Source organism: Algihabitans albus (genome assembly GCF_003572205.1).
GTDB lineage: Bacteria > Pseudomonadota > Alphaproteobacteria > Kiloniellales > DSM-21159 > Algihabitans > Algihabitans albus.
The window spans coordinates 291,948-314,971 of the sequence record NZ_QXNY01000003.1; the positions used below are offsets into that span (position 1 = coordinate 291,948).

Here is a 23,024-nt window from a genome sequence, read left to right on the forward strand (position 1 = left end):
CATGAGCGACCTTCCCCCCCAGGAGACGGAGCATCGCAAGACGGCTCTGGTGACCGGAGGTTCCGCGGGAATCGGACGCGCCATCGTCGAGGGCCTCGCGGCCGAAGGCTATCGCGTTTTGAACCTCGACCGAGATGCCTGGCCGAACGCACTCCCGAGCGTCACGACGCACAGGGTAGATTTCGCCGAGCCGGAAGCCGTCGAAGCGGCTCTGCGAAAGCTGACGACAGACCGGAGCTTCGGTGTCGTGGTCGCGAACGTCGGTCAGTGCATCAATGCCAGCTTGGCGGAAACGCGATGGCAGGACATGCGACACCTGGCCGATGTCAATCTGAACTCGGCAATCCTGGTCGCGCGCGCGGCACTGCCCGCGATGCGGCGGCACGGCTATGGGCGGATTGTCGGCCTCGCCAGCCGCGCCGCGCTGGGCAAACCCAATCGCACGGCCTACGCAGCAACCAAGGCCGGCATGATCGGTCTGATCCGCACCTGGGCGCAGGAACTTGCGCCCGATGGCATCACCTGTAACGCGGTCGCTCCGGGTCCGATCGAGACCGAACTGTTTCGCGCCAACAACCCGGCCGAGGCACCGCAGACGCGCAAGATCGTGGACTCCATTCCACTCGGTCGGCTCGGCAGCCCCGAGGACGTCGCCCGCGCGGCGGTCTTCTTCGCCGCGCCGGAGGCGGGTTTCGTTACGGGCCAGACGCTCTTCGTCTGCGGCGGTGCGTCCCTCGGCTCGCTTTTCTAACGGGAGATCGGCATGCGCTACATCGATATCGAGACCCCAGGAGGACCCGAGGGTCTCGTCCTTCGCCACGGCTCGCCACCCCAGGCCGGAACGGGCGAAGTGCTGATCGCGGTCGCCGCCTCGGGCGTCAACCGGCCCGATATACGTCAGCGCCAAGGCAGCTATCCGCCACCGCCTGGTGCCTCCCCGATCCCGGGTCTCGAAGTTTCCGGGACGGTCACCTCGGTCGGAAACGGCGTCACTTGGCCGGCCGTCGGCGACCAGGTTTGCGCCTTGACTCCAGGTGGCGGCTACGCCGAGATCTGCAAGGCACCCGCCGCGCACTGCCTGCCAAGACCGGAGGGGCTCGACCTGGAAACGGCGGCGGCGGTGCCGGAGACCTTCTTCACCGTCTGGTACAATCTCTTCATGCGCGCTGGTCTCAAGGCTGGGGAAACGGTCTTGATCCACGGCGGCACGTCGGGCATCGGGACGACGGCATTGCAACTCGCAGCCGCGCTCGGCGCGGTGCCCTATGCGACGGCGAGCGGCGAAAAGAAGTGCCAGGTCTGTCGAGATCTCGGCGCAGTCGCGACGATCGACCGAAGCTCTCAGGACTTCGAGCCTCTGCTGAAAGAGTTGACGGGCGAGCGTGGCATCGATGTCATTCTCGACATCGTCGGCGGCGACTACGTGGCCAAGAACCTGAGACTGCTGGCGTCTCACGGGCGCTTGGCGCAAGTCTCCTTCATCAAGGAAAGCAAAGTCACTATCGACGCCAGGCTGCTGATGAGCAAATGCCTCACTTGGACAGGCTCGACACTCAGGCCTCGCAGCGATGAGGAAAAGGCTGAGATTGCCCGGCAACTGCGCCGTGAGGTCTGGCCGCTGCTGTCGACCGGCCGGGTCAAGCCGCTGGTGCATGCACGCTTTCCTCTCGATCAGGCCGCAGCGGCCCACAGCCTGATGGAAAGCGGCGATCTGATCGGAAAGATCGTTCTGATTCCACCGACTTGAGAAGGAGAAGCGGGATCGCCGTCAGTCCGGCACCGGTACGAACTTGGTGCCGTAGCGAACGACGCCTTCCTGGTCGTAGAGCCGTCTGACCTCCGCGCGCACGGGCATCCCGATCGTCAGTGACTCCGGCTCGCTGTCGGCGATCTGCGCCATGATCCGCGGCCCTTCGCGCAACTCCACGACCCCCACCACAATCGATCCAGTCATGGTCTGCTGATCGTCGAATTCGGCCGGTGCGCCGCCACGCGCGATCACCGTGTAGGTATAGAGCTCACCCTCACCCGAAAGCGCTTCGATGTCGAATTCGCTAGCGCCACAGCCAGGACACTGCGGTCGTTGCGGATAGATCGGCGTTGCACAGGATCGGCAGCGCGCCGCCTCGAGCCGCAAGCGTTCTCCGATATTAGCGCCGAACATGGGCAGCGAGATGTAGGAGCTCATGCCGTGCCTCCAAAGCGACTGGACAGCATACGCTTGTGCCGCAGGTAGTCGAGATAGCCGACCTCCCGTCCGCCGGCTGCGGACTCCGTCAGCGTAAGTCCGGCGGCCGCGCCCTCGGCCGCCTTCAGGCTGAGGACTGTCGCTCCGCCGCCGAGGGCAACGGCCAGAATGGCCTCTCCCGCCTTGGCACGATCGAGCGCGTCGCACAGGGCCAAGCCAGCCAAGGCCGCGCCGCCGTCGCCGAGCTCCGACCAGGGTGCGCAGAGGGCAGCATCGCCGACCCCCAGCGCCTGTGGCGCGCGCCGGGCGGCTGCGGCGTCCCCACCGAGCGCAAGAAAGTCGACAGCCGTCGGAGCGCCAAACGACGCCCGCAGATCTCGCAACACAGGTCCGACGTCATCCGTGCGGAGTTCCAGATCTTGCAGGGTCGCAGCGCCCTGCCGGCGCATGCGACGGCCGAAAGTCTCCCGGCTAACAGCGCCGGACCGCTCGAAGGTTGCGACTGCGCCATCCGCACCGACGAGAAAAGCCGCAGCACCGGCACCCAAGGCGTGTTCGTAGGGCGCGTCAACCGGTGCCGCCGGTGCATCCGCGGCAATCGCCAAGGCCCGGCGCCCCGGTGCGGCGGCGCAAAACTCCCAGGCCGCGATCAAGGCCTGCAGACCGGCTTGCGTCGACCCCCCAATCTCCACGACCCGAAGATCGCGCCGTTCGGTCAAGGCGCTCAAGATCGTGGCGCCGCTCGGTTTCTCCTCGTAGGGCAGGCTAGTGGCGCCGAGAAAGATCGCGTCGAAGCGGTCAGAGTCCGGAACCCGATCGAGAACAGCACGAGCGGCGGCGATCGCCAGTGTCACCGCGTCTTCGTCGTAGGCGCAGAAGGCCTTGCGCTTCAAGCCGCGCGCCTGGCAACCACCCCAAGCCTCCCTATAGGCCGTCGCTGACAGCCGCAGCCTGGGGAGCGCGGGGGCGTAAGCCATGAGTCCGATGCTCGTCTGCGCCATGCGTACCTCCTAAGCCGCTGCTTTGAGAATGTGCACGGCGACGCTGCCGCCCGAACCGCCAACATTGTGGGCGAGGCCGTAGCGCGCATCGACGATCTGGCGGTCCGGCGCCTCGGCTGTTCCACGCAACTGGTTGACCAGCTCGTAGATCTGACCAGTGCCGGTCGCACCGATGGGATGGCCTTTACCGATCAAGCCGCCGGAACCGTTGACAGGGAGACGGCCATTGCGGGCGGTGACCCCCTCCTCCAGCCAACGGCCGGCCTCGGCCTCACTGCAGAAGCCGAGATCGGTGTAGGCCAGGATCTCGCCAATCGTGAAACAGTCATGCACCTCGGCAAGGTCGATCTCTTCCGGTTCGATGCCGGCTTGCGCATAGGCCTGGCGCGCCGCTTTTCGCGTCGCAGGCAACTGCGTGACGCTGGGGCGGTCGTGGATCGCCACGTAGTCGCTGCCGGCTCCGCTCCCGGCCACCTCGACGGCGCGGTCGGTCAAGTCGCCGGCAAGATCCCAGTCGCAGAGAATCACCATCGAAGCTCCGTCGGTGATACCGCAAGCGTCGGCGAGACAGAAGGGATCGGCGAGGTTGGGCGTCGCCAGCGCCTGTTCCAGCGTGATGGCCTTGCGGACCTGTGCCTTGGGGTTGGAGACGGCGTTCGACCGATTCTTCACGGCCACGCCCGTGATTTGAGCCTTGGTCGTACCGAACTCATGCATGTGGCGGCGTGCCATCATGGCGTAGATGCCGGGGAAATTCGTGCCCGCGAGCCGCTCCCACTCGACATCGCCGGAGACGCCCAGCCAAGATCGATTCCGCTCACGCGGCAGATCGCTCATCTTCTCGATCCCGCCTGCAACGGCGATCCGCACGGCGCCCGAGGCGACGGCATGAAAGGCATCGCGGAATGCGAAGCCGGAGGATGCACAGGCATTCTCGACATGCCGGCCGGCCACTCCGACCATCCCAGCGCTTTCCAGCATCAAGGGCGCGAAGTTTCCGAGCTGCGAACCGCCCGTGGAGAGGCTGCCGATAAAAGCCTCCTCAACCTCGCGCGGATCGAGTCCCTTGGGCACATCAGCAAAAGCCGCGGAGGCCGCCTCGGCGAACAGCGACTTCAAGCTGCGCTCGGGCTCCAGGCCATAGGTCGTCTGACCGACACCGACGACGGCGACACGTTTCATGCGAAATCCTGTTTTACCATGCAAAACTAGGGTGCACGAAAGTGATGATGCCTTTCAAGCCTCACTGGGACGGAAGCTGTCATGCCGTGTGGGCAAGAGCCGTCAGCGCAGCCCTTGGCGCAGATAGTCGGCCTCGATCGCCCGACGCATGCCGACCAGACGCGGTCCCAGGTCTTGGCGCAGACGCTCTTCGCTGAGAACGAAGGCCGGACCGCCGAGATTGAAGGCATAGACAGTCTGACCGTCCGGCGCGAGAAAGGCCGTGCCGGCGCCGTTGATATCCGGGACCCAGCAGCCGATGCCCAAGCAAAATCCAGTGTCGGCGATCTCGCGCTCCGCTCTGGCGATATGCTTCTTCACCGACGTCCAGTCCTTGCCTTCCTGTTGCTTGAGGGCATCCATCACCTGACGGCGCACGGCCTCTGGCGCACTCTCCAGCCAAGCCCACCCCATGGCACTGCGCGCCAGGGGCAAGCGACTGCCGATATCCTGATGCAGAATCACGTGGCTGACGCTGCGCTGTAACTCGATGTAGACCATGCTGAGACGATCGCGGTCGCCCAACGCGACCGTGCCACGCGACGCGGTCGCCAGTTCCAGCATGTGCGGGCGCGCGAGATCGCGGATCGCCAGGCTCGCGAGGTAGGCTTGGTTGATGGCCAGCACGCCGGACCCCAGGCGGTAGCGCTCGAGCTTGGGAACGTACTTCAGATAGCCAAGCTTCGTGAGAGTATAGGTAATCCGCGACACGGTCGGCTTCGGCAGGCCGGTGCGAGAGGCGATCTCCTGGTTCCCGAGTAGCGGATCGGCGGCATCGAAGGCGCGCAGCACGTCGAACCCTCGGGATAGCGCGGTAATGAACTGCCGATCTTTCGATCCATCGGCCTCCACCCCTCCGGACTCGTCAAGATCCGACTCTAGCTGCCAATTCCGCCGTGTGCTCATGGCACGAAACTCCTCTAGCGCTGCGACTGGCGAGTCTAGCTCTTTGTTTCGCTCAGCGAAACTGCTCGAATTTTGCTCTGCAAAAATACGTTTTGCATTGGTTGATCCCAACGAGCCCCTTCCCTAGCATGGCGGACGAACCGGATTCCGGAGAAGATGACATGCCACTGGACGAAGGCCTGACGCTCGAGCTCGCGGAGACCGTGCGCCGCGTCGTCGAGGAACGCCTGATCCCCGCCGAGGAAAAGACCGTCGCCGAGGATCGGGTTCCGGACGAGATACGGGCGCTGCTGCGTGACCTCGGCTTGTTCGGCATCTCCGTACCGGACTCCTACGGCGGGCTTGGCCTGCCGCTTGAGGCCGAGGTCCGGCTCATGTTCGAACTTTGCCGCGCATCGGTCGCGTTCCGCTCAATGCTCGGGACCAATAACGGGATCGGCTCGCAGGGCATCGTCACAGATGGCACGGAAGCGCAGAAGCAGAAGTACCTCCCACGCATCGCCAGCGGGGACCTGATCGCGTCCTTCTGCCTGACCGAGCCAGACAGCGGGTCGGATGCCGCCTCCCTGCGTACGACCGCGCGGCCGGATGGAGAGGACTTTCTGCTCTCCGGCACCAAGCGCTACATCACCAACGCACCGGAGGCAGGGCTCTTCACGGTGATGGCGCGCAGCGAGCCGGACCAGCCGGGTGCGAGCGGACTTTCGGCCTTTCTCGTTGAAGCCGATACGCCAGGCATCACGGTCGGTCCTTGGGACCGCAAAATGGGGCAGCGTGGCGCGCATACGGCCGACGTCGTCTTCGACAACGTGAGAATTCCGGCTACTGCGATCATCGGTGGACCGGACAGACGCGGACAGGGCTTCAAGACGGCGATGAAGGTACTGGATCGAGGCCGCATCCATCTGGCCGCTGTCTGCGTCGGTGCGGCGCAACGGCTGCTCGACGAGAGCCTGAGCTACGCGGTGGAACGCCAGCAGTTCGGCCAGGCCATCGCACAGTTCCAATTGATCCAGGCAATGCTGGCCGACAGCCAGGCGGAGATCTATGCTGCCCGCTGTATGACCCTGGATGCCGCACGACGCGTCGATGCCGGCGAGAAGGTCCCGATGCTGGCATCCTGTTGCAAGATGTTCGCCAGCGAAATGGTTGGCCGGGTCGCCGACCGTGCGGTGCAGATTCACGGCGGCGCCGGGTACATGGCCGACTATCCCGTCGAGCGTCTCTACCGCGACGCCCGGCTGTTCCGCATCTACGAAGGCACAACCCAGATTCAGCAACTGGTCATCGCGCGCGCCCTTATCAGCGAAGCTTCCCAGGCACTGGGTCGCTGAGCCGCCCGAGGGCCGGCAGCGGAGAGGACGAAATCATGCCCGACACCACCATGCAGCTCCCCCCCGTGCTGTCCGAGCGTCGCGGCGCGATCGCCTTGCTGACACTGCACGATCCAACCCGGCGCAACGCGCTCTCGCTGCCGATGCGCGAAGCTCTGCATGACCTGCTGGAGCAGGCCATGACCGACGAAGCCGTGCGCGCAATCGTGATCACGGGGGCGGAGGGACGTTTCTGCGCCGGTGGGGATCTGCGTTCCATGGAGAACATCGCACCAACGGCGGCTCGTCTGCGCTTGCGCCGCGCCCACCGGCTGGTGCGGCTGATCGTGCGCGGAGAAAAGCCGGTGATCGCGGCCATCGAGGGCGACGCCGCCGGCGCGGGCCTTTCGCTGGCTGCCGCGTGCGATCTGGTGCTGACATCCGAAGATGCGCGTTTTATCGCCGCCTTCGACAGGGTGGGATTGATGCCCGACCTCGGGGCACTCTGGACCGTGCCGGCGCGGACCGGCAACAGTGCGGCACGGCGCCTCCTGCTGCTCGGCGAAGTCTTCGACGGACGCGAAGCGGCGCGCTGTGGTCTGGCTGACAAGGCCGTCGCCCCGGGACAGGCTCTGTCGGAAGCCCTTGCGGTCGCCGAACGACTCGCAGCTGGAGCGCCTCTCGCGATCGCCGCCGTCAAAGCCATGTTGGCCCGGGCACCTCAAGCTCTAGATGCCGTTCTCGACAGCGAAGCTGACAATCAGGCCGTTCTGTTCTCCAGTCGGGACTTCGCCGAAGGACGCCGAGCGTTCTTCGAAAAACAGAAACCCCAGTTCACAGGGTGCTGATCACAGGTCGCTAACGGCACGCGGACGGCGGATCGCCGCAGGCTCCGCCCGCAGACTCGCTTCGAAAGGATCGGCGGCATTGGCCGCGCCGGCCGCCAGATACTCTTCGGCCAAGCGCTCGACGAGATCGGCAACCGAAGGGATATCGTCAATCGAGCCAACGCCCTGACCGGCACCCCAGATGTCTTTCCAACGTTTCGGGCGCTTCTCGTGATTGCCGACGGCGACCTCACCCAACGGCGGCAAACTATCGGGATCGAGACCGTTACGCTCGATAGACTGCCTCAAATAGTTGCCGTGGATACCGGTGAAAGCAGGACTGTAGACAATGTCGGCCGCCGCAGACTCAACGATCATCTGCTTATAGCCGGAGACCGCATTGGCCTCCTGCGTGGCGATGAAGCGCGTTCCCAGATAGGCGAGATCGGCACCCATAACGCGTGCAGCCCGCACCGCTGCGCCGGAGCTGAGAGCGCCAGCCAGCACGATCAGACCATCGAACTCGGCGCGGACCTCCGGCAGCAGCGCGAAGGGATTGATCGTTCCCGCATGCCCGCCTGCCCCGGCTGAAACCAGGATCAGTCCATCGACGCCACTTTTGATGGCGCGCCGCGCATGGCGCAAATTGACGACGTCGTGGAAGACCAGACCGCCGTAATCATGCACGGCTTCGACGACGGCGTCGGGCGCACCGACGGACGTCACGACGAAGGGCACACGATGGGCGACCACCGTGGCAAGATCCTGTTCGAGGCGTGGGTTCGACCGGTGCACGATGAGATTGACACCGTAGGGGGCAGGCGCAAGCGCAGCGGGCCCGCGTCGAACTTCTTCCTCTCGCAGCGTCGTAGAAATTTGCTCCAGCCAGCTCTCAAGCGCTTCGGCCGGACGTGCGTTGAGCGCCGGAAAGGAGCCCGCGACCCCCGCGCAGCACTGCGCGATCACCAGATCGGGGGTCGAAACAAGGAACAGCGGCGCGCCGATCACGGGAAGGCGCAGCCGGCGGCCAAAGCTCTCTGCAAGAGACATGCATACCTCGAAACTGCTTAGCGAAGATCAGAAGATCATAGGCAACAGCGTTTCGCAATGCGGATTGCAATTTCACTTGTATGCAGTTCGATCAGCCCCGAGGTCGCGGCCGACCGCAGGCAACAGCTAGGCAGCCGTTGCCTCGCGCGGCAGCACGGCTGTCGCCTCAATCTCCACTTTCGCGCGATCCTCGATCAAACCGGCTACCTGGACCATTGCCATGGCGGGAAAGTTGCGGCCCATTACGGTGCGGTAAACCTCACCGACCTCCTGCAGCCGGTTCAAATAGTCGCGCTTGTCCGTGATGTACCAGGTCAGGCGAACAAGGTGCTCGGGACCGCCGCCGGCCTCCGCAAGCACCGCAACAACGTTCTCAAGCGCCTGACGCACCTGAGCGACGAAGTCGTCGGTCTCGAACTGCTGCTGACCGTTCCAACCGATGTGGCCACCCAGAAAGACCATAGGTCCCTCGGCAAGTACTCCGTTGGCATAGCCCTTTGCCGGTTTCCAGCCTGACGGGTGAAGAAAGTGATGCGGTGTTGCCGACATGCTTAGACCTCTAGTTGTTCTTGCAATTTGGCGCGCAGACCGTCCGGCCATTGGCGCGCCTTGCGGGTCTCCATGTTGATCGCCACGAGGACGATCTCCGCGCTTAGCCTCGTTTCAGCCAAGCACCGCCCTTCGACGGTGAAAGTGGCGCTGCTGCGACCGAGGCGGGTCAGGCGGAGATCGAAGTCGACCACGTCCTCGAGCCGGCTCATCGCGCGGAACTCCGTGTCGATGCGCACCGTCGGAACGGCGAGACGCTCTTGCACATGGAGTTGGCTGAAGCTGGCCCCCAAGCGCTCCTCGAAGAAACACTCGACGGTCAGGTTGAGCATCTCGAAGTAGCGCGGGTAGAAGACGATGCCGGCCGGGTCGCAATGCTGGAAGCGAATGGTTTGCGGCAAGGTGAACATTCAGGAGTCCCGCAGGCGAAAACGTTGCACCTTGCCGGTTGGCGTCTTCGGCAGCTCTTGAATGAACCGGACGGACCTCGGGTATTTGTAAGGTGCGATCGTCGCCTTCACGTGGTCCTGGAGACGCTTCACCGTCACCGCGTCCTGCGGCACTCCCTCATCCAGCACCACATGAGCCTGAACGATCTGGCCGCGCTCGGTATCGGCGGCCCCAATGACGCCGCATTCCACCACATCCGGATGCGAAAGCAAGGCCGCTTCGACTTCCGGTCCAGCGATATTGTAGCCGGACGATACGATCATATCGTCGTTGCGGGCGGCAAAACGGAAGTAGCCATCCTCGTCTTCTATGAAGGTATCGCCAGTGATGTTCCAGCCATCGCGGACATAGTCACGCTGGCGGTCGTCGGCGAGGTAACGGCAGCCGGTCGGGCCGCGCACAGCAAGCCGCCCCGGCGTACCGCGCGGCAGCTCGTTCATCGCCTCGTCGACCACCTTCGCCTGGTAACCGGTTACTGGGCGACCGGTATAGCCAGCCCGCGCATCCTCGAAACGGCTGGAGATGAAGATATGCAGCAACTCCGTCGCTCCGATGCCGTCGAGCATCGGCTTCCCGGTTTTCGCTCTCCATTCCTCGAAGACAGGTGCCGGCAGCGTTTCGCCAGCACTGACCGCGCAGCGGAGTGTCGAGAGATCGGCTCCCTCGTCCATCGCGCGCAGCATGGCGCGGTAGGCCGTCGGCGCCGTAAAGCAGATCGTCGCCTTGTAGGTCTCGATGATCTCGATCATGTTTGGCGGCGAGGCCGTCTCCAAAAGAGTCGCCGTAGCCCCGAAGCGCAGAGGAAAGATCGAGAGCCCGCCGAGCCCAAAAGTGAAAGCAAGAGGCGGAGAGCCGACGAAGACATCGCCCGGCACGACCTTCAGGACTTCCTTGGCATAGCCGTCGGCGATCATCAGAAGATCGCGATGGAAGTGCATCGTCGCTTTCGGTTCGCCGGTCGTCCCCGAGGTAAAGGCAAGCAAGGCGACGTCGTCTCTACCGGTGCGCACCGAGTCGAACTGAACCGGCTTCGAAAGCGCCGCTCGGTCCAGCTCCGCGTCGTGGTTGGCCGTCCCATCGAAGCCAATAACGGTTTCGAGGAACCGGCTGTCTTTGGCGCAGGCCACAAGCTCATCCATCAAACGGGTATCGCAGAGAGCGTGGCTGATCTCCGCCTTGTCGACGATCTTGGCCAGCTCACCAGCCCGCAGCATGGACATGGTGTTAACCACGACAGCTCCGGCCTTTGTCGCGGCCAGCCAGCAGGCGACCATGGCGGGATTGTTCGCCGAGCGTATCAGCACTCGGTTTCCGGGTCTCACGCCGTAGTCGTCGGCCAGCGCATGGGCGAGCCGATTGGTCCAGTCCGATAGTTCCTTGTAAGTCCGCTGGCGCCCATTTCCGATGAGCGCGATGTGATCGCCGAACCCCTGTTCGACCATCGCGTCGGTCAAGGCGACGGCAACGTTTAGATAATCGGGGTAAGGAAAATCCTCGGTCAGAAAACAGGGGCAGTCGTCCACCGCCGGCAAACGGTCTCGGGTAAAACTATCCTCGTGCGCCGTCGGTCCGAGCATCATCCCAGAACCTGCCGCGCAATCACCACCTTCTGAACATCCGACGCACCTTCGTAGATCCGAAGCGCCCGGATCTCTCGATAGAGACTCTCGACCACGGCGCCCTTCCGCACGCCTTCGCCGCCATGAAGCTGCACAGCCATATCGATGACCTTCTGCGCCTGTTCGCTGGCGAAGAGTTTGGCCATCGAAGCCTCGCGCGTGACACGCTCGGCGCCCTGATCCTTCGCCCAAGCCGCCCGATAAATCAGCAATGCAGCGGCGTCGATGTCGAGCGCCATCTCCGCGATGTGACCCTGAACCATCTGAAGCTCGGCCATGGGTGCGCCGAAGAGCTCGCGCTCGCGCACGCGCTTCGCCGACTCCGCAAGTGCCCTGCGTGCAAACCCGAGCGCAGCGGCTCCGACGGTGGCCCGGAAGACGTCGAGAACCGACATCGCGATCCTGAAACCCTGCCCTTCCGCACCAATCAGTGCATCACCTGGCAGACGGACTTCGTTGAACCTGAGATGTGCCAGAGGATGAGGGGCGATGACCTCCTGCCGCTCGACAATCTCGAGACCCTCCGCATCGCCTGGGAGGAGGAAGCAGGAGATGCCCTTGGGACCCGGCCCCCCGGTTCGCGCGAAGAGGCAGTAGAGATCGGCAATCCCACCGTTCGAGATCCAGGTCTTTTCACCCGACACGATCCAGTCGCTGCCGTCGCGCCGCGCGACCGTTTCCATGTTGGCAACGTCCGAGCCCGAACGCGGTTCGGTCAGCGCGAAAGCGGAAATTGCCAAGCCCTGAATCGTCCGCGGCAGCCACTGCTTTTGCGCCTCGGTTCCGAACAAGGTAATCGCGCCGGTACCCAAGCCCTGCATAGCAAAGGCAAAGTCGGCCAAACCGTCATAGCGCGCCAGAGTCTCGCGTATCAGGCAAAGTGTGCGTACATCCAGCGAACCGGCCGAGTGGATCAACCAGCCGTCCGCGGCAAGCCGCGAAACCAGGTCGCGGCAGGCCGCATCGACGTCACCGTGGTCGACGGTCAGCTTCGCACACCAGCTCTCGAGCCGCGCCGCCAACTCTCTATGACGGTCCTCGAAAAAAGGCCAGTCCAGGAAAGTCCGGTCCACATCGCGCATCTGCGCGATTGCATCCGCACGCGTCCCGGTGCCCGTCTCTGCGAAGGGCGGCGCACCTGGAGCCGCTGTCGCGTTCGCCATCGTCAATCTCCTGCAAAGACCGGCCGCCGTTTCGCGACGAAAGCCTGATAGGCACGTTCGAAGTCCCGGGTCTGCATGCAGATTGCCTGTGCTTGCGCCTCTGCTTCGATCGCTTGTTCGAGCCCCATGGACCATTCCTGATTGAGCTGCGTCTTGGTGATGCCATGAGCGAAGACTGGCCCTTCCGCGATCCGCTGCGCAAGCGCGAGCGCCTCGCTCTCGACGTCGTCGACCACACGATTGAAGAACCCCCAGGCCGCTCCCTCTTCGGCACTCATGGAGCGGCCGGTGTAGAGCAGCTCGGCTGCGCGACCCTGCCCGATCATGCGGGGCAAAAGGGCGCAAGCCCCCATGTCGCAACCGGCAAGCCCGACCCGCGTGAAGAGGAAGGCCGTCTTGGCGTTCGGTGCCGCGAGACGCAGGTCGGAAGCCAAGGCGATCATGGCGCCAGCACCGACGCAAACACCCTCGACGGCCGCGATCACCGGACGCCCGCATCCGATCATCGCCTTCACGAGATCGCCTGTCATGCGCGTGAAGGCGAGCAAGTCCTTCATGTCCATCTCGACGAGCGGCGCGATGATCTCGTGCACGTCTCCACCTGAGCAGAAGTTCCCTCCGTTGGAGGCGAAAACCACCGCATCGACATCCTCGGCGTAAGCGAGCTTGCGGAAGGTATCGCGCAATTCCGCATAGCTCTCGAAGGTCAGCGGGTTCTTGCGCTCGGGCCGCAACAGACGAACCACGGCGACGCGTCCATCCATCCGCCATTCGAAATGCTGCGGCTTGAGGTCTGCCAGATTCATGCTTCTACCTTCCGAATCTTTTCCAGCACGGCCGTGGTGTCGGCGATTTCCCGCTCGTCGAGCCTATCGGTGAACTGCTGGATCCAGCGAGCATGCTCCACCGCCATGGCCTCGAATGCGTGGCGCCCCTTGCTCGTCAAGCGGACCCGGGTGGCGCGACGGTCGCCTTCGACATCGACCCGAACCACCAACCCGTCTTCGACGAGGCGATCGACGATGCCCGTGACGTTGCCGTTGGACACCATCAGCCTGCGCGACAGTTCGGACATCTTCAGGCCGTCCGGCCGACGTTCGAGCGCCGCCATCACGTCGAAGCGCGGCAGAGTCGTGCCATGCTCCAACCGCAGCTTCTCGCGCAGTTCGGCTTCGATATGACGCGTGGCCTTCAGCATCTCTAACCAGAGCCGGAGCCGGAGCCTCTGAGCTTGAGGCAGTTCGAGGCTCATACCTCGCCCCCCGAAAGCGCGATCGCCTGTCCGTTGACCGCATCCGAACCGGGCCCGCACAGCCATAGCGCGGCCGCCGCGATCTCGGACGGTAGAATCAGCCGCCCCTGCGGATTGAAGCGCGCCAGACCCGCGCGGGCCTCCTCGGCGGTGCGGCCGGTGGTCCTGGCGATCTCGAGCACATTTCGCTCCGTCATCTCGCTGTCGACGAATCCGGGACAGATGGCATTGACGGTGATCCCCTTCCGAGCCGTCTCGAGCGCCAGAGAGCGCGTCAAGCCGACGACCCCATGCTTCGCCGCAGCGTAGGGAGCCGCGTAGGCATAACCCTTGAGACCGGCGGTCGAAGCGATGGAAATCAACCGCCCCCAATCGCCCATCTGGCGCAAGCCTTCCCGAAGCGTCAGGAAGACGCCGGTCAGGTTGACGGCCAGCATCCGCTCCCAGGCCTCCGACGTCGTTTTGGCGAAGGGCGTGCTCTCGGACGCACCGGCATTCGCCACCACGATCTCCTGCGGACCCGCCTCGGCGAAGAGCTCCATGACCGACGTCTCGCTGGTCACGTCGGCCTGTATCGCCGTCATTCGTTGCGCGGCGACCGCCCGCAGCGGCTCCAACCGTCGCCCGGTCACCGTCACCAGAGCGCCGGCATCCGCGAAAACTCCGGCAATCGCAGCACCGACACCCGACCCGCCACCGGTCACCAGCACCGACCGCCCTGCCACGGTCATGCCCGGCTGACCAGGCGGCGCATCTGGTCCCGTCCAGCCAGATAAGGATCCGGCCAAGCCTCCTCCTCGTCGCCCAGCGCGACGGCGGCGTGCAGGGCCCAGTAGGGATTGGAAAGATGCGGGCGAGCCAGACAAACCAGATCCGCGCGTCCCGCCATCAGAATCGAGTTCACGTGGTCCGGCTCGAAGATATTGCCGACCGCCATGGTCGGCATCCCGATCTCGTTGCGGATGCGGTCGGAAAAGGGAGTCTGAAACATCCGCCCGTAGACGGGCTGGGCTTCCGTAGAGGTCTGGCCCGCGGAAACATCACAGATGTCGGCCCCGGCTTCGCGAAACAGAGCCGCGATCTCGACCGCCTCGGCCGCGTCGACGCCGCCGTCGGACCAGTCGGTCGCCGATATCCGTATCGACATCGGCCTGTCGGCCGGCCAAACGGCACGCACCGCGCGAAAAACCTCAAGCGGATAGCGCATGCGATTTTCGAGTCTGCCGCCGTACTCATCCTCGCGGGTATTGGACAAGGGCGAGATGAAAGACGACAGCAAGTAACCATGCGCGGCATGAAGCTCGAGCATGTCGAAGCCGGCGCGTTCGGCCATGCCGGCTGCCGCCACGAACTGGTCGCGCACCAGATCCATGTCGGCCCGGTTCATCTCCTTCGGCACCTGATTGCGCTCCGACCAGGGCAGGGCCGACGCCGACATGATCGGCCAATTACCGTCCGGCAGCGGCGCGTCCATCTCCTCCCAGCCGAGCTGCGTCGAGCCCTTCCGGCCGGAATGCCCAATCTGGCAACAGATCTTCGCGTCGGTCTCCGCATGCACGAAGTCGACGATCCGCCTCCAGGCAGCCTCCTGCTCGGCGGTATAGAGGCCAGGACAGCCCAAGGTTATTCGTCCCTCCGCGGAGACGCAGGTCATCTCCGTAAAGACGAGGGCCGCACCGCCCTTCGCACGCTCGCCATAGTGCACCATGTGCCAGTCTGTCGGGCAGCCCTCCACCGCCTTGTACTGTGCCATGGGCGATACCACGATCCGGTTCTTGAGCTTCATCTCCCGGAGTTGATAGGGCGCGAACATCGGCGCCCGATCTCTGTTCGACGCAGCTTGCTTCTGGAACCAGGCCTCGGCGGACGCCAGCCACTTGGGGTCGCGCAAACGCAGATTCTCGTGGCTGATCCGCTGCGAGCGGGTGAGAAGGCTATAGTTGAACTGGACCGGATCCAGATCCAGGTAGCGCTCGACGTTCTCAAACCATTCGGTGGAATTTCGCGCCGCCGACTGCAACTTCAGGACCTCGACTCGCCGATCTTCCTCGTAGCGTCTGAAGGCCGCTGTCATGTCTCCTTCGTGGAGATAGCTGGCCAGGGCGATCGCGGATTCCAGGGCCAGCTTGGTCCCCGAACCCACGGAAAAATGGGCGGTCGCCGCCGCATCCCCCAAGAGGACGAGGTTCTCGTGGGACCAGCTCTCGCAGAGGACACGCGGAAAGTTGAGCCAAGCGGACCCCCTAAGGTGGTTGGCGTTCGAGACCAGGCTCTCTCCGTCCAGATGATCGGCGAAGATACGCTCGCAGGTGGCGACGCTCTCGTCCCTCGTCATCCCGTCGAAGCCAAAGGCGTCCCAGGTCGCTTGCGAGCACTCCACGATGAAGGTCGCGGTGTCTTCGTCGAATTGGTAGGCGTGAGCCCAGACCCACCCTTGCTCCGTCTTCTCGAAAATGAAGGTGAAGGCGTCATCGAACTTCTGGCGAGTTCCGAGCCATACGAACTTGCAGCGGCGCAGGTCGATGTCGGGCTTGAAAACCTCCGCAAACTCGGAGCGTGCCTTGGAGTTCAGGCCATCGGAAGCGACCACGAGGTCATACTGCTCCATGTAGGGCGCCGCGCTCTCAACCTCCGTTTCGAACTTGAGCTGCACACCGAGCTCTCTCGCTCTCTGCTGCAACAGCAGCAGGAGCTTCTTGCGCCCGATCCCGCAGAACCCGTGCCCACTCGATACCGTGCGGGTGCCCTTGTGGACGACGGCGATATCGTCCCAATAGGCAAAATGCGCGCGGATGGCCTCGGCGCTGACAGAGTCGTTGGCAGCCAGATTTCCAAGAGTCTCGTCTGACAGGACGACACCCCAGCCGAAGGTGTCGTCAGGACGATTGCGTTCGATCACGACGATCTCGTGATCAGGATCCCGCAGCTTCATCGAAATTGCGAAGTAGAGCGCCCCAGGACCGCCGCCCAAACAAGCTATGCGCATCGTCACGCCTCCTATCCGACGATCCAGCCTGCGCCGGCAAGAGATTTATTTCAATCTTAAAATTTCATATATGAATATTTCTTATGCTAAATAGATCCTTCGCGGCGGCGCCCCTCCCAAACCGGCGACCTAGTCCGTTGGCAGGGTGTCGCGGCCCTCCCCCAGCAGCCCGTTGTGAACCGGCCCCATAAGTCATTCCAAGCCTCCGCATCCGATGCAGGACACCGAACCCATGCCAAGACGCCAATACCCCTATATTCCAAATGGTATTTGGTATACATTTATATATTGCGCAAGAATACCTTGCATGCGAACGTGATAGCGCTCGATTGTGACGCCAAATCTGTCTCGGCACTTTGTTGCGGACTCGGCCCGGCAGAGGCGTGGGCTTTCGACATAGCTCGTCCCGAAAAACGGACGAAGCGACGGGGCAACTCGCCCCCGGCTCGTCCCGCAGATGCCCGCCAAAGAAGGCATCGACAGTTCGGATTCCATCGATAGGGAGGACAGAAGATGTCACGATCCAAAATCAAATCGACAGTTCTATCCGGTGCCTTGGCCCTGACGGCCGCTGCCGGCCTGGCGGCACCGACAGCCGCTGCAGACTACGAATGGGTCTTCCAAAGTTCGGCCCAGGCTGGAGACAATTTTTTCCCAATTCAGCAAGCCTGGGCCGAGCGTGTCGGCGTCATAACCGGCGGTCGTATCTCCATAGAACTGGTCCCGACGGGCACGGTTGTCTCGTATAATGAGACACTGGACGCCGTGGCCGCCGGCATCCTTCAAGGCCATGTCACGGACCCATCCTATTTCTCGGGCAAAGATCCAGCCTACGGAATGCTCAGCAATCTCGTCGGCGCCTGGTCTCATCCGCAACAGATGTTCAACTACATGAACTACGGCGGCGGCATCGAGCTGTTCAACGAGCTGGAAAACCCCTACGGCCTGCAGTTCCTGGGTGCGGCGGCGACAGGTGTGGAGGCCTTCCTGTCCACCACGCCGATCCGCACGGTGGAGGACCTCCAAGGCATCAAGATGCGCGCGCCCGAAGGTATGGTTCAGGAAGTATTTGCCGCAGCCGGCGCCTCACCCGTGAACCTGCCTGGCTCCGAGGTATACACCTCCCTCGAGAAGGGGGTGATCGACGCTGCGGACTACACGGTCTTTTCGACCAACCATGCCCAGGGCATGCACGACTTTGCGACCTATCCGATCTATCCGGGCTTTCATTCGATGCCAGTGATCGGCGTGTCCATGAACAAGGAGATCTACGACACGCTGCCGGAAGATCTCAAGGCGATCCTCGCAATGTCGGTCCGCGACTTCGCTCAGGACATCGTCAATCGTCTTGAGGTCGAGGACATGCGCGCAGTTGCGGAGGCTCAAGCCGACCCGAACATCGAGGTGATCGACTGGCCGGAGGAAGAACGCGCCAAGTTCCGGGCGATCGCCCAAGGCCAATGGGAGAACTGGTCCGGCCGCTCGGAATTGGCCGGCAAGGTCTATGAGAGCGTAACCGCGTATCTGAAGGAAACGGGCCTGTTGCGTTAAGCCCGCGCGAGGGGCGGCCAATTTGGCCGCCCCTCTTCGCAGAGGCCAGCCCACTATCGCGCGAGCCGCGACCTTCGGAGGCGAAATCCGTGCCGAAAGACAGCACGACCCCAGATAGCACGACTCCTGACGGCACCGCTCAAGCGGTATCGGCTATCAAGACGCTGACCCAGACAACCGGGACCGACGGGCAGACATGGCTCGATCGAGTCATCATCAGAGTCGGCGCGCCCGTCAGTCTGCTCTTCGCCTTCGCCACCGCGATTTCGATCTACGAGATCGTTCTGCGTCACTTTTTCAACGCCCCCACTATCTGGGCGCATGAGACCGTCATCGCTCTCGTCGCCTTTTGTTATCTTTACGGCGGTATGCTGTGTCTGGCCCGCGACCGGCACATCCGCATCGGCTTGATCTACTTCAGCACCGACGGCGGAACCCGGCGCCTGCTCGACGCTGTGAATGCCCTCCTCGCGCTGCTGTTCGCCGTCGCGATCGCCTATGCCGCCTGGACCATGACCGAGCGCGCCTGGTTCGCTCCCGGCGGGGATATCCGACTGGAACGAACCGGATCGGCTTGGAATCCTCCGATCCCGGCCTTCGTGAAGCTGGCGCTCTTCGTCACGGCCATCGTCCTAGCTGCGCAGTCCATCGGCCACTTCCTGGCAGCCCTGCGCGGTCGCGGGCCGGGTCACGCAACGGGAAGCCGCCCCAACCCTGTCGCCCTACTCGGTATCGCGGCCGTGCTGGGCCTCCTGATCGTCGGCGCCGTCATTCTTTTTACGAACGGCCGCAGTCTGGGAATCGAGACCGGCTCCATCATGCTGGTCCTCGGCATCATGGTGATGATTCTGACCGGCATTCCACTGGCCTTCGTCACGGGCCTGATCGGCGTGCTCTTCACCATAGCCTGGTTCGGAACCATGGGCGTCCCGCTGGTCTCCAGCCGGATCTACAGCTTCATCAACGAGTACGTCCTGGTCGCCATCCCGATGTTCGTGCTGATGGCGTCTCTGCTCGATCGCTCGGGAATGGCCCGGGATCTCTATGACGCCATGCGGCTGATCACGCGGCGGCTCAGAGGCGGTGTGGCGATCCAGACCTTGATCGCGGCGGTTTTCCTCGCGGCGCTGTCGGGCATCATCGGCGGCGAGATCGTACTGCTCGGCCTGCTGGCCTTGCCGCAGATGCTGCGGCTCGGCTATAGCCGGGCGCTTGCTATCGGCACCGTCTGTGCCGGCGGGTCGCTCGGCACGATGATCCCTCCATCGATCGTTTTGATCGTCTACGGGCTCATCGCCAGCGTTTCCATCAGCGATCTCTTCCTGGCCACGGTGGTGCCCGGGCTGATGCTGGCGTCCTTTTACATCGTCTACATCTACACCGTCTGCACCCTGCGCCCGGAAATGGCACCCGCCGTCTCGGCCGATGAGCAGGCGATGTCGTGGATGGAGATCTTCACCAAGATGAAGGGCGTGATCCCGCCGCTGCTGGTGGCCTTCACCGTTCTGGGCTCGATCTACGGCGGGATTGCATCGGTCACGGAGGCGGCCTCGATGGGGGCCGTCGGCGTGCTGGTCTCCGCGATCATCCGACGCGAGGCGACCTGGGAGTTGATCAGCGGCGCCTTGAAGCAGACCCTCGAGACCTGCGGCATGATCATCTGGATCGGCCTTGGCGCTTCGGCGCTTGTCGGCGTCTACAACTTGATGGGCGGCAATCGTTTCATCGAAGGTCTGGTCCTGGACAGCGGTGCGTCCACCCTGGTGATCCTGCTCATCATCATGGCGATCCTGCTGGTTCTGGGTCTCTTCATGGATTGGATCGGCATCGCGCTACTGACCATGCCCATCTTCGTGCCGATCATCATCCAACTCGGCCTGGACCCGATTTGGTTTGGCATCCTCTTCGCGATGAACATGCAGGTGTCCTACCTGTCGCCCCCCTTCGGACCGGCGGCCTTCTATCTGAAATCGGTCGCGCCGCCCGACATGACGCTGGCGGAAATCTTCCGCGCGCTCATCCCCTTCATCTGCATTCAGTTGGTCGCCTTGACGATCGTTCTCTTCTTCCCCGAGGTCGCACTGTGGCTTCCCAATCTGGTCGACGGCCGTTGACTCTTTAAGGAACAGGCATGTCAAACACACGCGCCAACCGCCGCTTTCGATCCCAGGAGTGGTTCGACAATCCCAACAATCCGGGGATGACCGCCCTCTATATCGAGCGCTATCAGAACCAGGCCTTCACCCAGGAAGAACTGCAGTCAGAGCGTCCCGTGATCGGCATCGCCAACAGTGGAAGCGATCTGGCGCCCTGCAACAAGATCCACGTGTTTCTGATGGATCGAATCAAAGCCGGCATCCGCGACGGCGGAGGCATCCCCCTGGAGTTTCCGGTTCACCCGATTCAGGAGACCGGCAAGCGGCCCACCGCGGCGCTGGATCGCAATCTGGCCTATCTCGGTCTCGTCGAAATTCTTCATGGTTATCCCATCGACGGCGTCCTACTGACCACGGGTTGCGACAAGACAACGCCTGCCATGCTGATGGGCGCGGCGACGGTGGATCTGCCGGCCATCGCCCTTAACGGCGGACCGATGCTAGACGGCTGGTGGCGCGGCACACGCGCCGGCTCCGGCACGATTGTCTGGGAGAGCCGGCGCCTCCTGGCGGAAGGCAAGATCGACTACCCGGAGTTCATGGCGCGCGCCTGCGCCTCCGCACCGTCGCTCGGCCATTGCAACACCATGGGAACGGCCTCGACCATGAACGCCATGGCCGAAGCGTTGGGGATGACGCTGCCGGGCAGCGCCGCCATTCCCGCACCCTTCCGCGAGCGCATGGCGATGGCCTACCTGACCGGCAAGCGGATCGTCGAGATGGTCTATGAGGACCTCCGCCCCTCTCAGGTGCTCACGCGGGAGGCCTTCGAGAACGCGATCGTCGTCAACACGGCCATCGGCGGCTCCACCAATGCACCGCCGCATCTGCAAGCGATCGCGCGCCACGCCGGAGTCGATCTGACCGTCAAGGACTGGCAAGCGATCGGTCTCGACGTCCCGTTGATCGTCAACATGCAACCGGCCGGCCAGTATCTCGGCGAGAGCTTCTTTCGCGCCGGCGGCGTCCCGGCCGTGATCGGGGAACTGATGGTGGCCGGCCTTCTGCACCGCGAGCCACTGACCGTCAGTGGAAAGCCGCTCGTCGAAGCTGTCGGCGACGCGCGCAGCCTCGATCAGGAGGTCATCACCACCGTCGAGGCGCCGCTGCGGCAAAAGGCCGGTTTCATCGTACTGTCCGGCAACCTCTTCGACTCGGCTTTGATGAAGACCTCGGTGATTTCGGACGACTTCCGCCAGCGGTTTCTATCGACACCCGGTCGGGAGGGCGTGTTCGAAGCGAAGGCCGTCGTGTTCGAAGGTCCGGAAGACTACCACGCGCGGATCAACGATCCCGATCTCAACATCGACGCGGACACAATGCTGTTCATTCGAAACGTGGGCTGCGTCGGCTATCCCGGCTCGGCGGAGGTCGTGAACATGCAGCCACCGGACGCGCTTTTGAAAGCCGGTGTCTCCCATCTGCCGACGGCGGGCGACGGGCGACAGTCCGGCACGTCGGAGAGCCCCTCCATCCTCAACGCTTCGCCGGAGGCGGTGGTGGGAGGTGGCCTTGCGTTCCTGCAGACCGGCGATCGCGTCAGGTTGGATCTGAAGGCTGGCCGTCTGGATGCGCTGGTCACCGATGACGAATGGCAAGAGCGAAGAGCCAGCTGGTCTATGCCTGAACTCAAACATCAAACCCCCTGGCAAGAACTCTATCGCCAGCATGTCGGTCAACTGGCCGACGGCGGCTGTCTGGAGCTTGCAACCGCTTATCAGAGGATCTCCAAGGACTTGCCACGAGACAATCACTAGAGCGCGACCGTCATAGCGATTTCATCTAAAGCGATCCGACGCAGGGGCAGTGAGCGGCAAAGAACGATCCTTAGTTCAATTGCATTCTTGCGCAAAAGCAGATGGTATGTGGTATACCAAACTTGCGAACCTCGCGTGCTCGGGCCATGGGATACCTTTCCGGCCTTCCGAATTTGGCGCGGTACGCGGAACCGGCACGGCCGTCTCTCGGCCGAAACAGCGGCCGCTCGAGGTTTCAGGATGACGGTGATGACATGTCTTTGCTGATGGAAAACCACTCCGAAGACGACGAGTTGGCGATCTCCCGCCAGGCTCTGGCATCCCAAGTCGCTGATCGTCTGCGGGATTGGATCCTGGTCGAGAAGCTCGAGCCAGGCCAAGTCCTTGGAGAACGGGAACTGGCCGACCGGGTCGGCGTCTCGCGGACGCCGATGCGCGAGGCCTTGCGGATCCTGGCCGCCGAAGGGTTGGTGGACATGGTCCCCAATCGCCGCCCCCGGGTCGCCGATCCGACCTTGGAGCAGCTCCTTGCGTTGCTCGACGTGCTGGCCGCCCTGGAAGGGCTGGCGGGCGAGAAGGCAGCGGAGACCATAACCGAGGAAGAAGTCGCGGAACTGAAGGCCATTCTCGAGAAGCTGGCGACCTTCCCGGCAGAGGGCGACGCTCTGGAGTTCTTCCGGGCGGATATGAGCTTTCACCGCAGAATTGTGCGCGCCGCGAACAATCCCGCCCTGACCAAAACCCATGAGCAGTACAACGCGGCGGTCTTCCGCGCGCGTTTCATGTCGACGCGCTGGACGACGCGCCGGCCGCTTATGAAGGATCAGCATGGTCAGATTCTCGAGGCGCTGGCACGCCGAGACGGTCCGACCGCCAGTGCCATGATGCGCGAGCACCTTATGCAGCTCAAACGCAACATCTCCGAACTCTACGCCAACGATCGATCCGCACGCAGCGCCGATGCTATGCCGCGCAGGGTGCAGAGCTGACGCCCCGATCCCGGCGACGCCTACCGACTGCGTTCGACAATCACGC

At 63.4% G+C, this 23,024-nt stretch carries 21 protein-coding genes; 8 read left to right on the top strand and 13 right to left on the bottom strand.

Translation table 11 applies throughout. From position 1 onward, the window contains the following. The first annotated feature begins 1 nt into the window (after position 1). Both DBZ32_RS08065 and DBZ32_RS08070 read left to right on the top strand, forming a co-directional pair. A complete protein-coding gene (locus DBZ32_RS08065; protein WP_119166629.1) occupies positions 2-751 on the top strand; it encodes an SDR family NAD(P)-dependent oxidoreductase in 750 nt (249 codons plus the stop codon). 12 nt (positions 752-763) lie between these two features. Then, positions 764-1,747: an NAD(P)H-quinone oxidoreductase gene (locus DBZ32_RS08070; protein ID WP_119166630.1), complete on the top strand. Its 984-nt coding sequence runs from the start codon at positions 764-766 to the stop codon at positions 1,745-1,747. A 21-nt stretch (positions 1,748-1,768) separates the two neighbouring features. Here the strand turns inward: DBZ32_RS08070 and DBZ32_RS08075 are convergent, their stop codons facing one another. From DBZ32_RS08075 to DBZ32_RS08090, 4 genes are all read right to left on the bottom strand, one after another. Continuing rightward, a complete protein-coding gene (locus tag DBZ32_RS08075) occupies positions 1,769-2,188 on the bottom strand; it encodes a Zn-ribbon domain-containing OB-fold protein (protein ID WP_119166631.1) in 420 nt (139 codons plus the stop codon). Next, positions 2,185-3,189 (bottom strand): hypothetical protein, encoded by a 1,005-nt coding sequence (locus DBZ32_RS08080; protein ID WP_119166632.1) that lies wholly within the window; start codon positions 3,187-3,189, stop codon positions 2,185-2,187. The genes DBZ32_RS08075 and DBZ32_RS08080 overlap by 4 nt, the downstream gene beginning before the upstream one ends. 9 nt (positions 3,190-3,198) lie before the next feature. After that, positions 3,199-4,371 carry a thiolase domain-containing protein gene (locus DBZ32_RS08085; RefSeq protein ID WP_119166633.1) on the bottom strand — a complete coding sequence of 391 codons (1,173 nt, stop codon included), beginning with the start codon at positions 4,369-4,371 and terminating at the stop codon, positions 3,199-3,201. A 102-nt stretch (positions 4,372-4,473) separates the two neighbouring features. Further along, the gene (locus tag DBZ32_RS08090) at positions 4,474-5,316 is read right to left on the bottom strand and encodes an IclR family transcriptional regulator (protein WP_119166634.1); all 843 of its coding nucleotides are present in this window, start codon (positions 5,314-5,316) and stop codon (positions 4,474-4,476) included. 128 nt (positions 5,317-5,444) lie between these two features. Here DBZ32_RS08090 and DBZ32_RS08095 point away from each other — a divergent pair, with 128 nt between their 5' ends. Together DBZ32_RS08095 and DBZ32_RS08100 are read left to right on the top strand one after the other, a co-directional pair. Further along, positions 5,445-6,650 carry an acyl-CoA dehydrogenase family protein gene (locus DBZ32_RS08095; protein WP_328587477.1) on the top strand — a complete coding sequence of 402 codons (1,206 nt, stop codon included), beginning with the start codon at positions 5,445-5,447 and terminating at the stop codon, positions 6,648-6,650. 35 nt (positions 6,651-6,685) lie between these two features. Beyond that, complete coding sequence (locus DBZ32_RS08100) at positions 6,686-7,477, top strand: enoyl-CoA hydratase/isomerase family protein (protein ID WP_119166635.1); 792 nt, start codon at positions 6,686-6,688, stop codon at positions 7,475-7,477. Here DBZ32_RS08100 and DBZ32_RS08105 read toward each other — a convergent pair whose 3' ends face one another. From DBZ32_RS08105 to DBZ32_RS08145, 9 genes are all read right to left on the bottom strand, one after another. Next, positions 7,478-8,506 carry an NAD(P)H-dependent flavin oxidoreductase gene (locus DBZ32_RS08105; protein ID WP_119166636.1) on the bottom strand — a complete coding sequence of 343 codons (1,029 nt, stop codon included), beginning with the start codon at positions 8,504-8,506 and terminating at the stop codon, positions 7,478-7,480. 126 nt (positions 8,507-8,632) lie between these two features. Then, positions 8,633-9,055, bottom strand: a complete 423-nt coding sequence (locus DBZ32_RS08110) for a RidA family protein (RefSeq protein WP_119166637.1) — start codon at positions 9,053-9,055, stop codon at positions 8,633-8,635. 2 nt (positions 9,056-9,057) lie between these two features. Beyond that, positions 9,058-9,465 (bottom strand): acyl-CoA thioesterase, encoded by a 408-nt coding sequence (locus tag DBZ32_RS08115; protein ID WP_119166638.1) that lies wholly within the window; start codon positions 9,463-9,465, stop codon positions 9,058-9,060. Next, a complete protein-coding gene (locus DBZ32_RS08120; RefSeq protein ID WP_328587478.1) occupies positions 9,466-11,085 on the bottom strand; it encodes an AMP-binding protein in 1,620 nt (539 codons plus the stop codon). After that, positions 11,082-12,287 carry an acyl-CoA dehydrogenase family protein gene (locus DBZ32_RS08125; RefSeq protein ID WP_328587479.1) on the bottom strand — a complete coding sequence of 402 codons (1,206 nt, stop codon included), beginning with the start codon at positions 12,285-12,287 and terminating at the stop codon, positions 11,082-11,084. Before DBZ32_RS08125 ends, DBZ32_RS08120 begins: the two co-directional genes overlap by 4 nt. Before the next feature lie 2 nt (positions 12,288-12,289). After that, on the bottom strand, positions 12,290-13,093 hold the full coding sequence (locus DBZ32_RS08130) for an enoyl-CoA hydratase family protein (RefSeq protein WP_119166639.1): 804 nt from the start codon (positions 13,091-13,093) through the stop codon (positions 12,290-12,292). After that, positions 13,090-13,539 carry a MarR family winged helix-turn-helix transcriptional regulator gene (locus tag DBZ32_RS08135; protein WP_119166640.1) on the bottom strand — a complete coding sequence of 150 codons (450 nt, stop codon included), beginning with the start codon at positions 13,537-13,539 and terminating at the stop codon, positions 13,090-13,092. The genes DBZ32_RS08130 and DBZ32_RS08135 overlap by 4 nt, the downstream gene beginning before the upstream one ends. After that, entirely contained in the window at positions 13,536-14,270 is a 735-nt protein-coding gene (locus DBZ32_RS08140; protein ID WP_119166641.1) for an SDR family NAD(P)-dependent oxidoreductase, read from the bottom strand. Before DBZ32_RS08140 ends, DBZ32_RS08135 begins: the two co-directional genes overlap by 4 nt. Next, on the bottom strand, positions 14,267-16,525 hold the full coding sequence (locus tag DBZ32_RS08145; RefSeq protein ID WP_119166642.1) for a bifunctional salicylyl-CoA 5-hydroxylase/oxidoreductase: 2,259 nt from the start codon (positions 16,523-16,525) through the stop codon (positions 14,267-14,269). The genes DBZ32_RS08140 and DBZ32_RS08145 overlap by 4 nt, the downstream gene beginning before the upstream one ends. 513 nt (positions 16,526-17,038) lie before the next feature. Between DBZ32_RS08145 and DBZ32_RS08150 the strand changes: the two genes are divergently transcribed. The 4 genes from DBZ32_RS08150 to DBZ32_RS08165 all read left to right on the top strand — a co-directional run bounded on the left by DBZ32_RS08150 (position 17,039) and on the right by DBZ32_RS08165 (position 22,978). After that, complete coding sequence (locus tag DBZ32_RS08150) at positions 17,039-18,076, top strand: TRAP transporter substrate-binding protein (protein ID WP_119166643.1); 1,038 nt, start codon at positions 17,039-17,041, stop codon at positions 18,074-18,076. Between the two features lie 89 nt (positions 18,077-18,165). After that, complete coding sequence (locus tag DBZ32_RS08155) at positions 18,166-20,190, top strand: TRAP transporter large permease subunit (RefSeq protein WP_208539152.1); 2,025 nt, start codon at positions 18,166-18,168, stop codon at positions 20,188-20,190. 17 nt (positions 20,191-20,207) lie between these two features. Next, the gene (locus DBZ32_RS08160; protein ID WP_119166644.1) at positions 20,208-21,989 is read left to right on the top strand and encodes an IlvD/Edd family dehydratase; all 1,782 of its coding nucleotides are present in this window, start codon (positions 20,208-20,210) and stop codon (positions 21,987-21,989) included. A 254-nt stretch (positions 21,990-22,243) separates the two neighbouring features. After that, entirely contained in the window at positions 22,244-22,978 is a 735-nt protein-coding gene (locus DBZ32_RS08165) for a GntR family transcriptional regulator (RefSeq protein ID WP_162906633.1), read from the top strand. Positions 22,979-23,024: the final 46 nt, after the last annotated feature.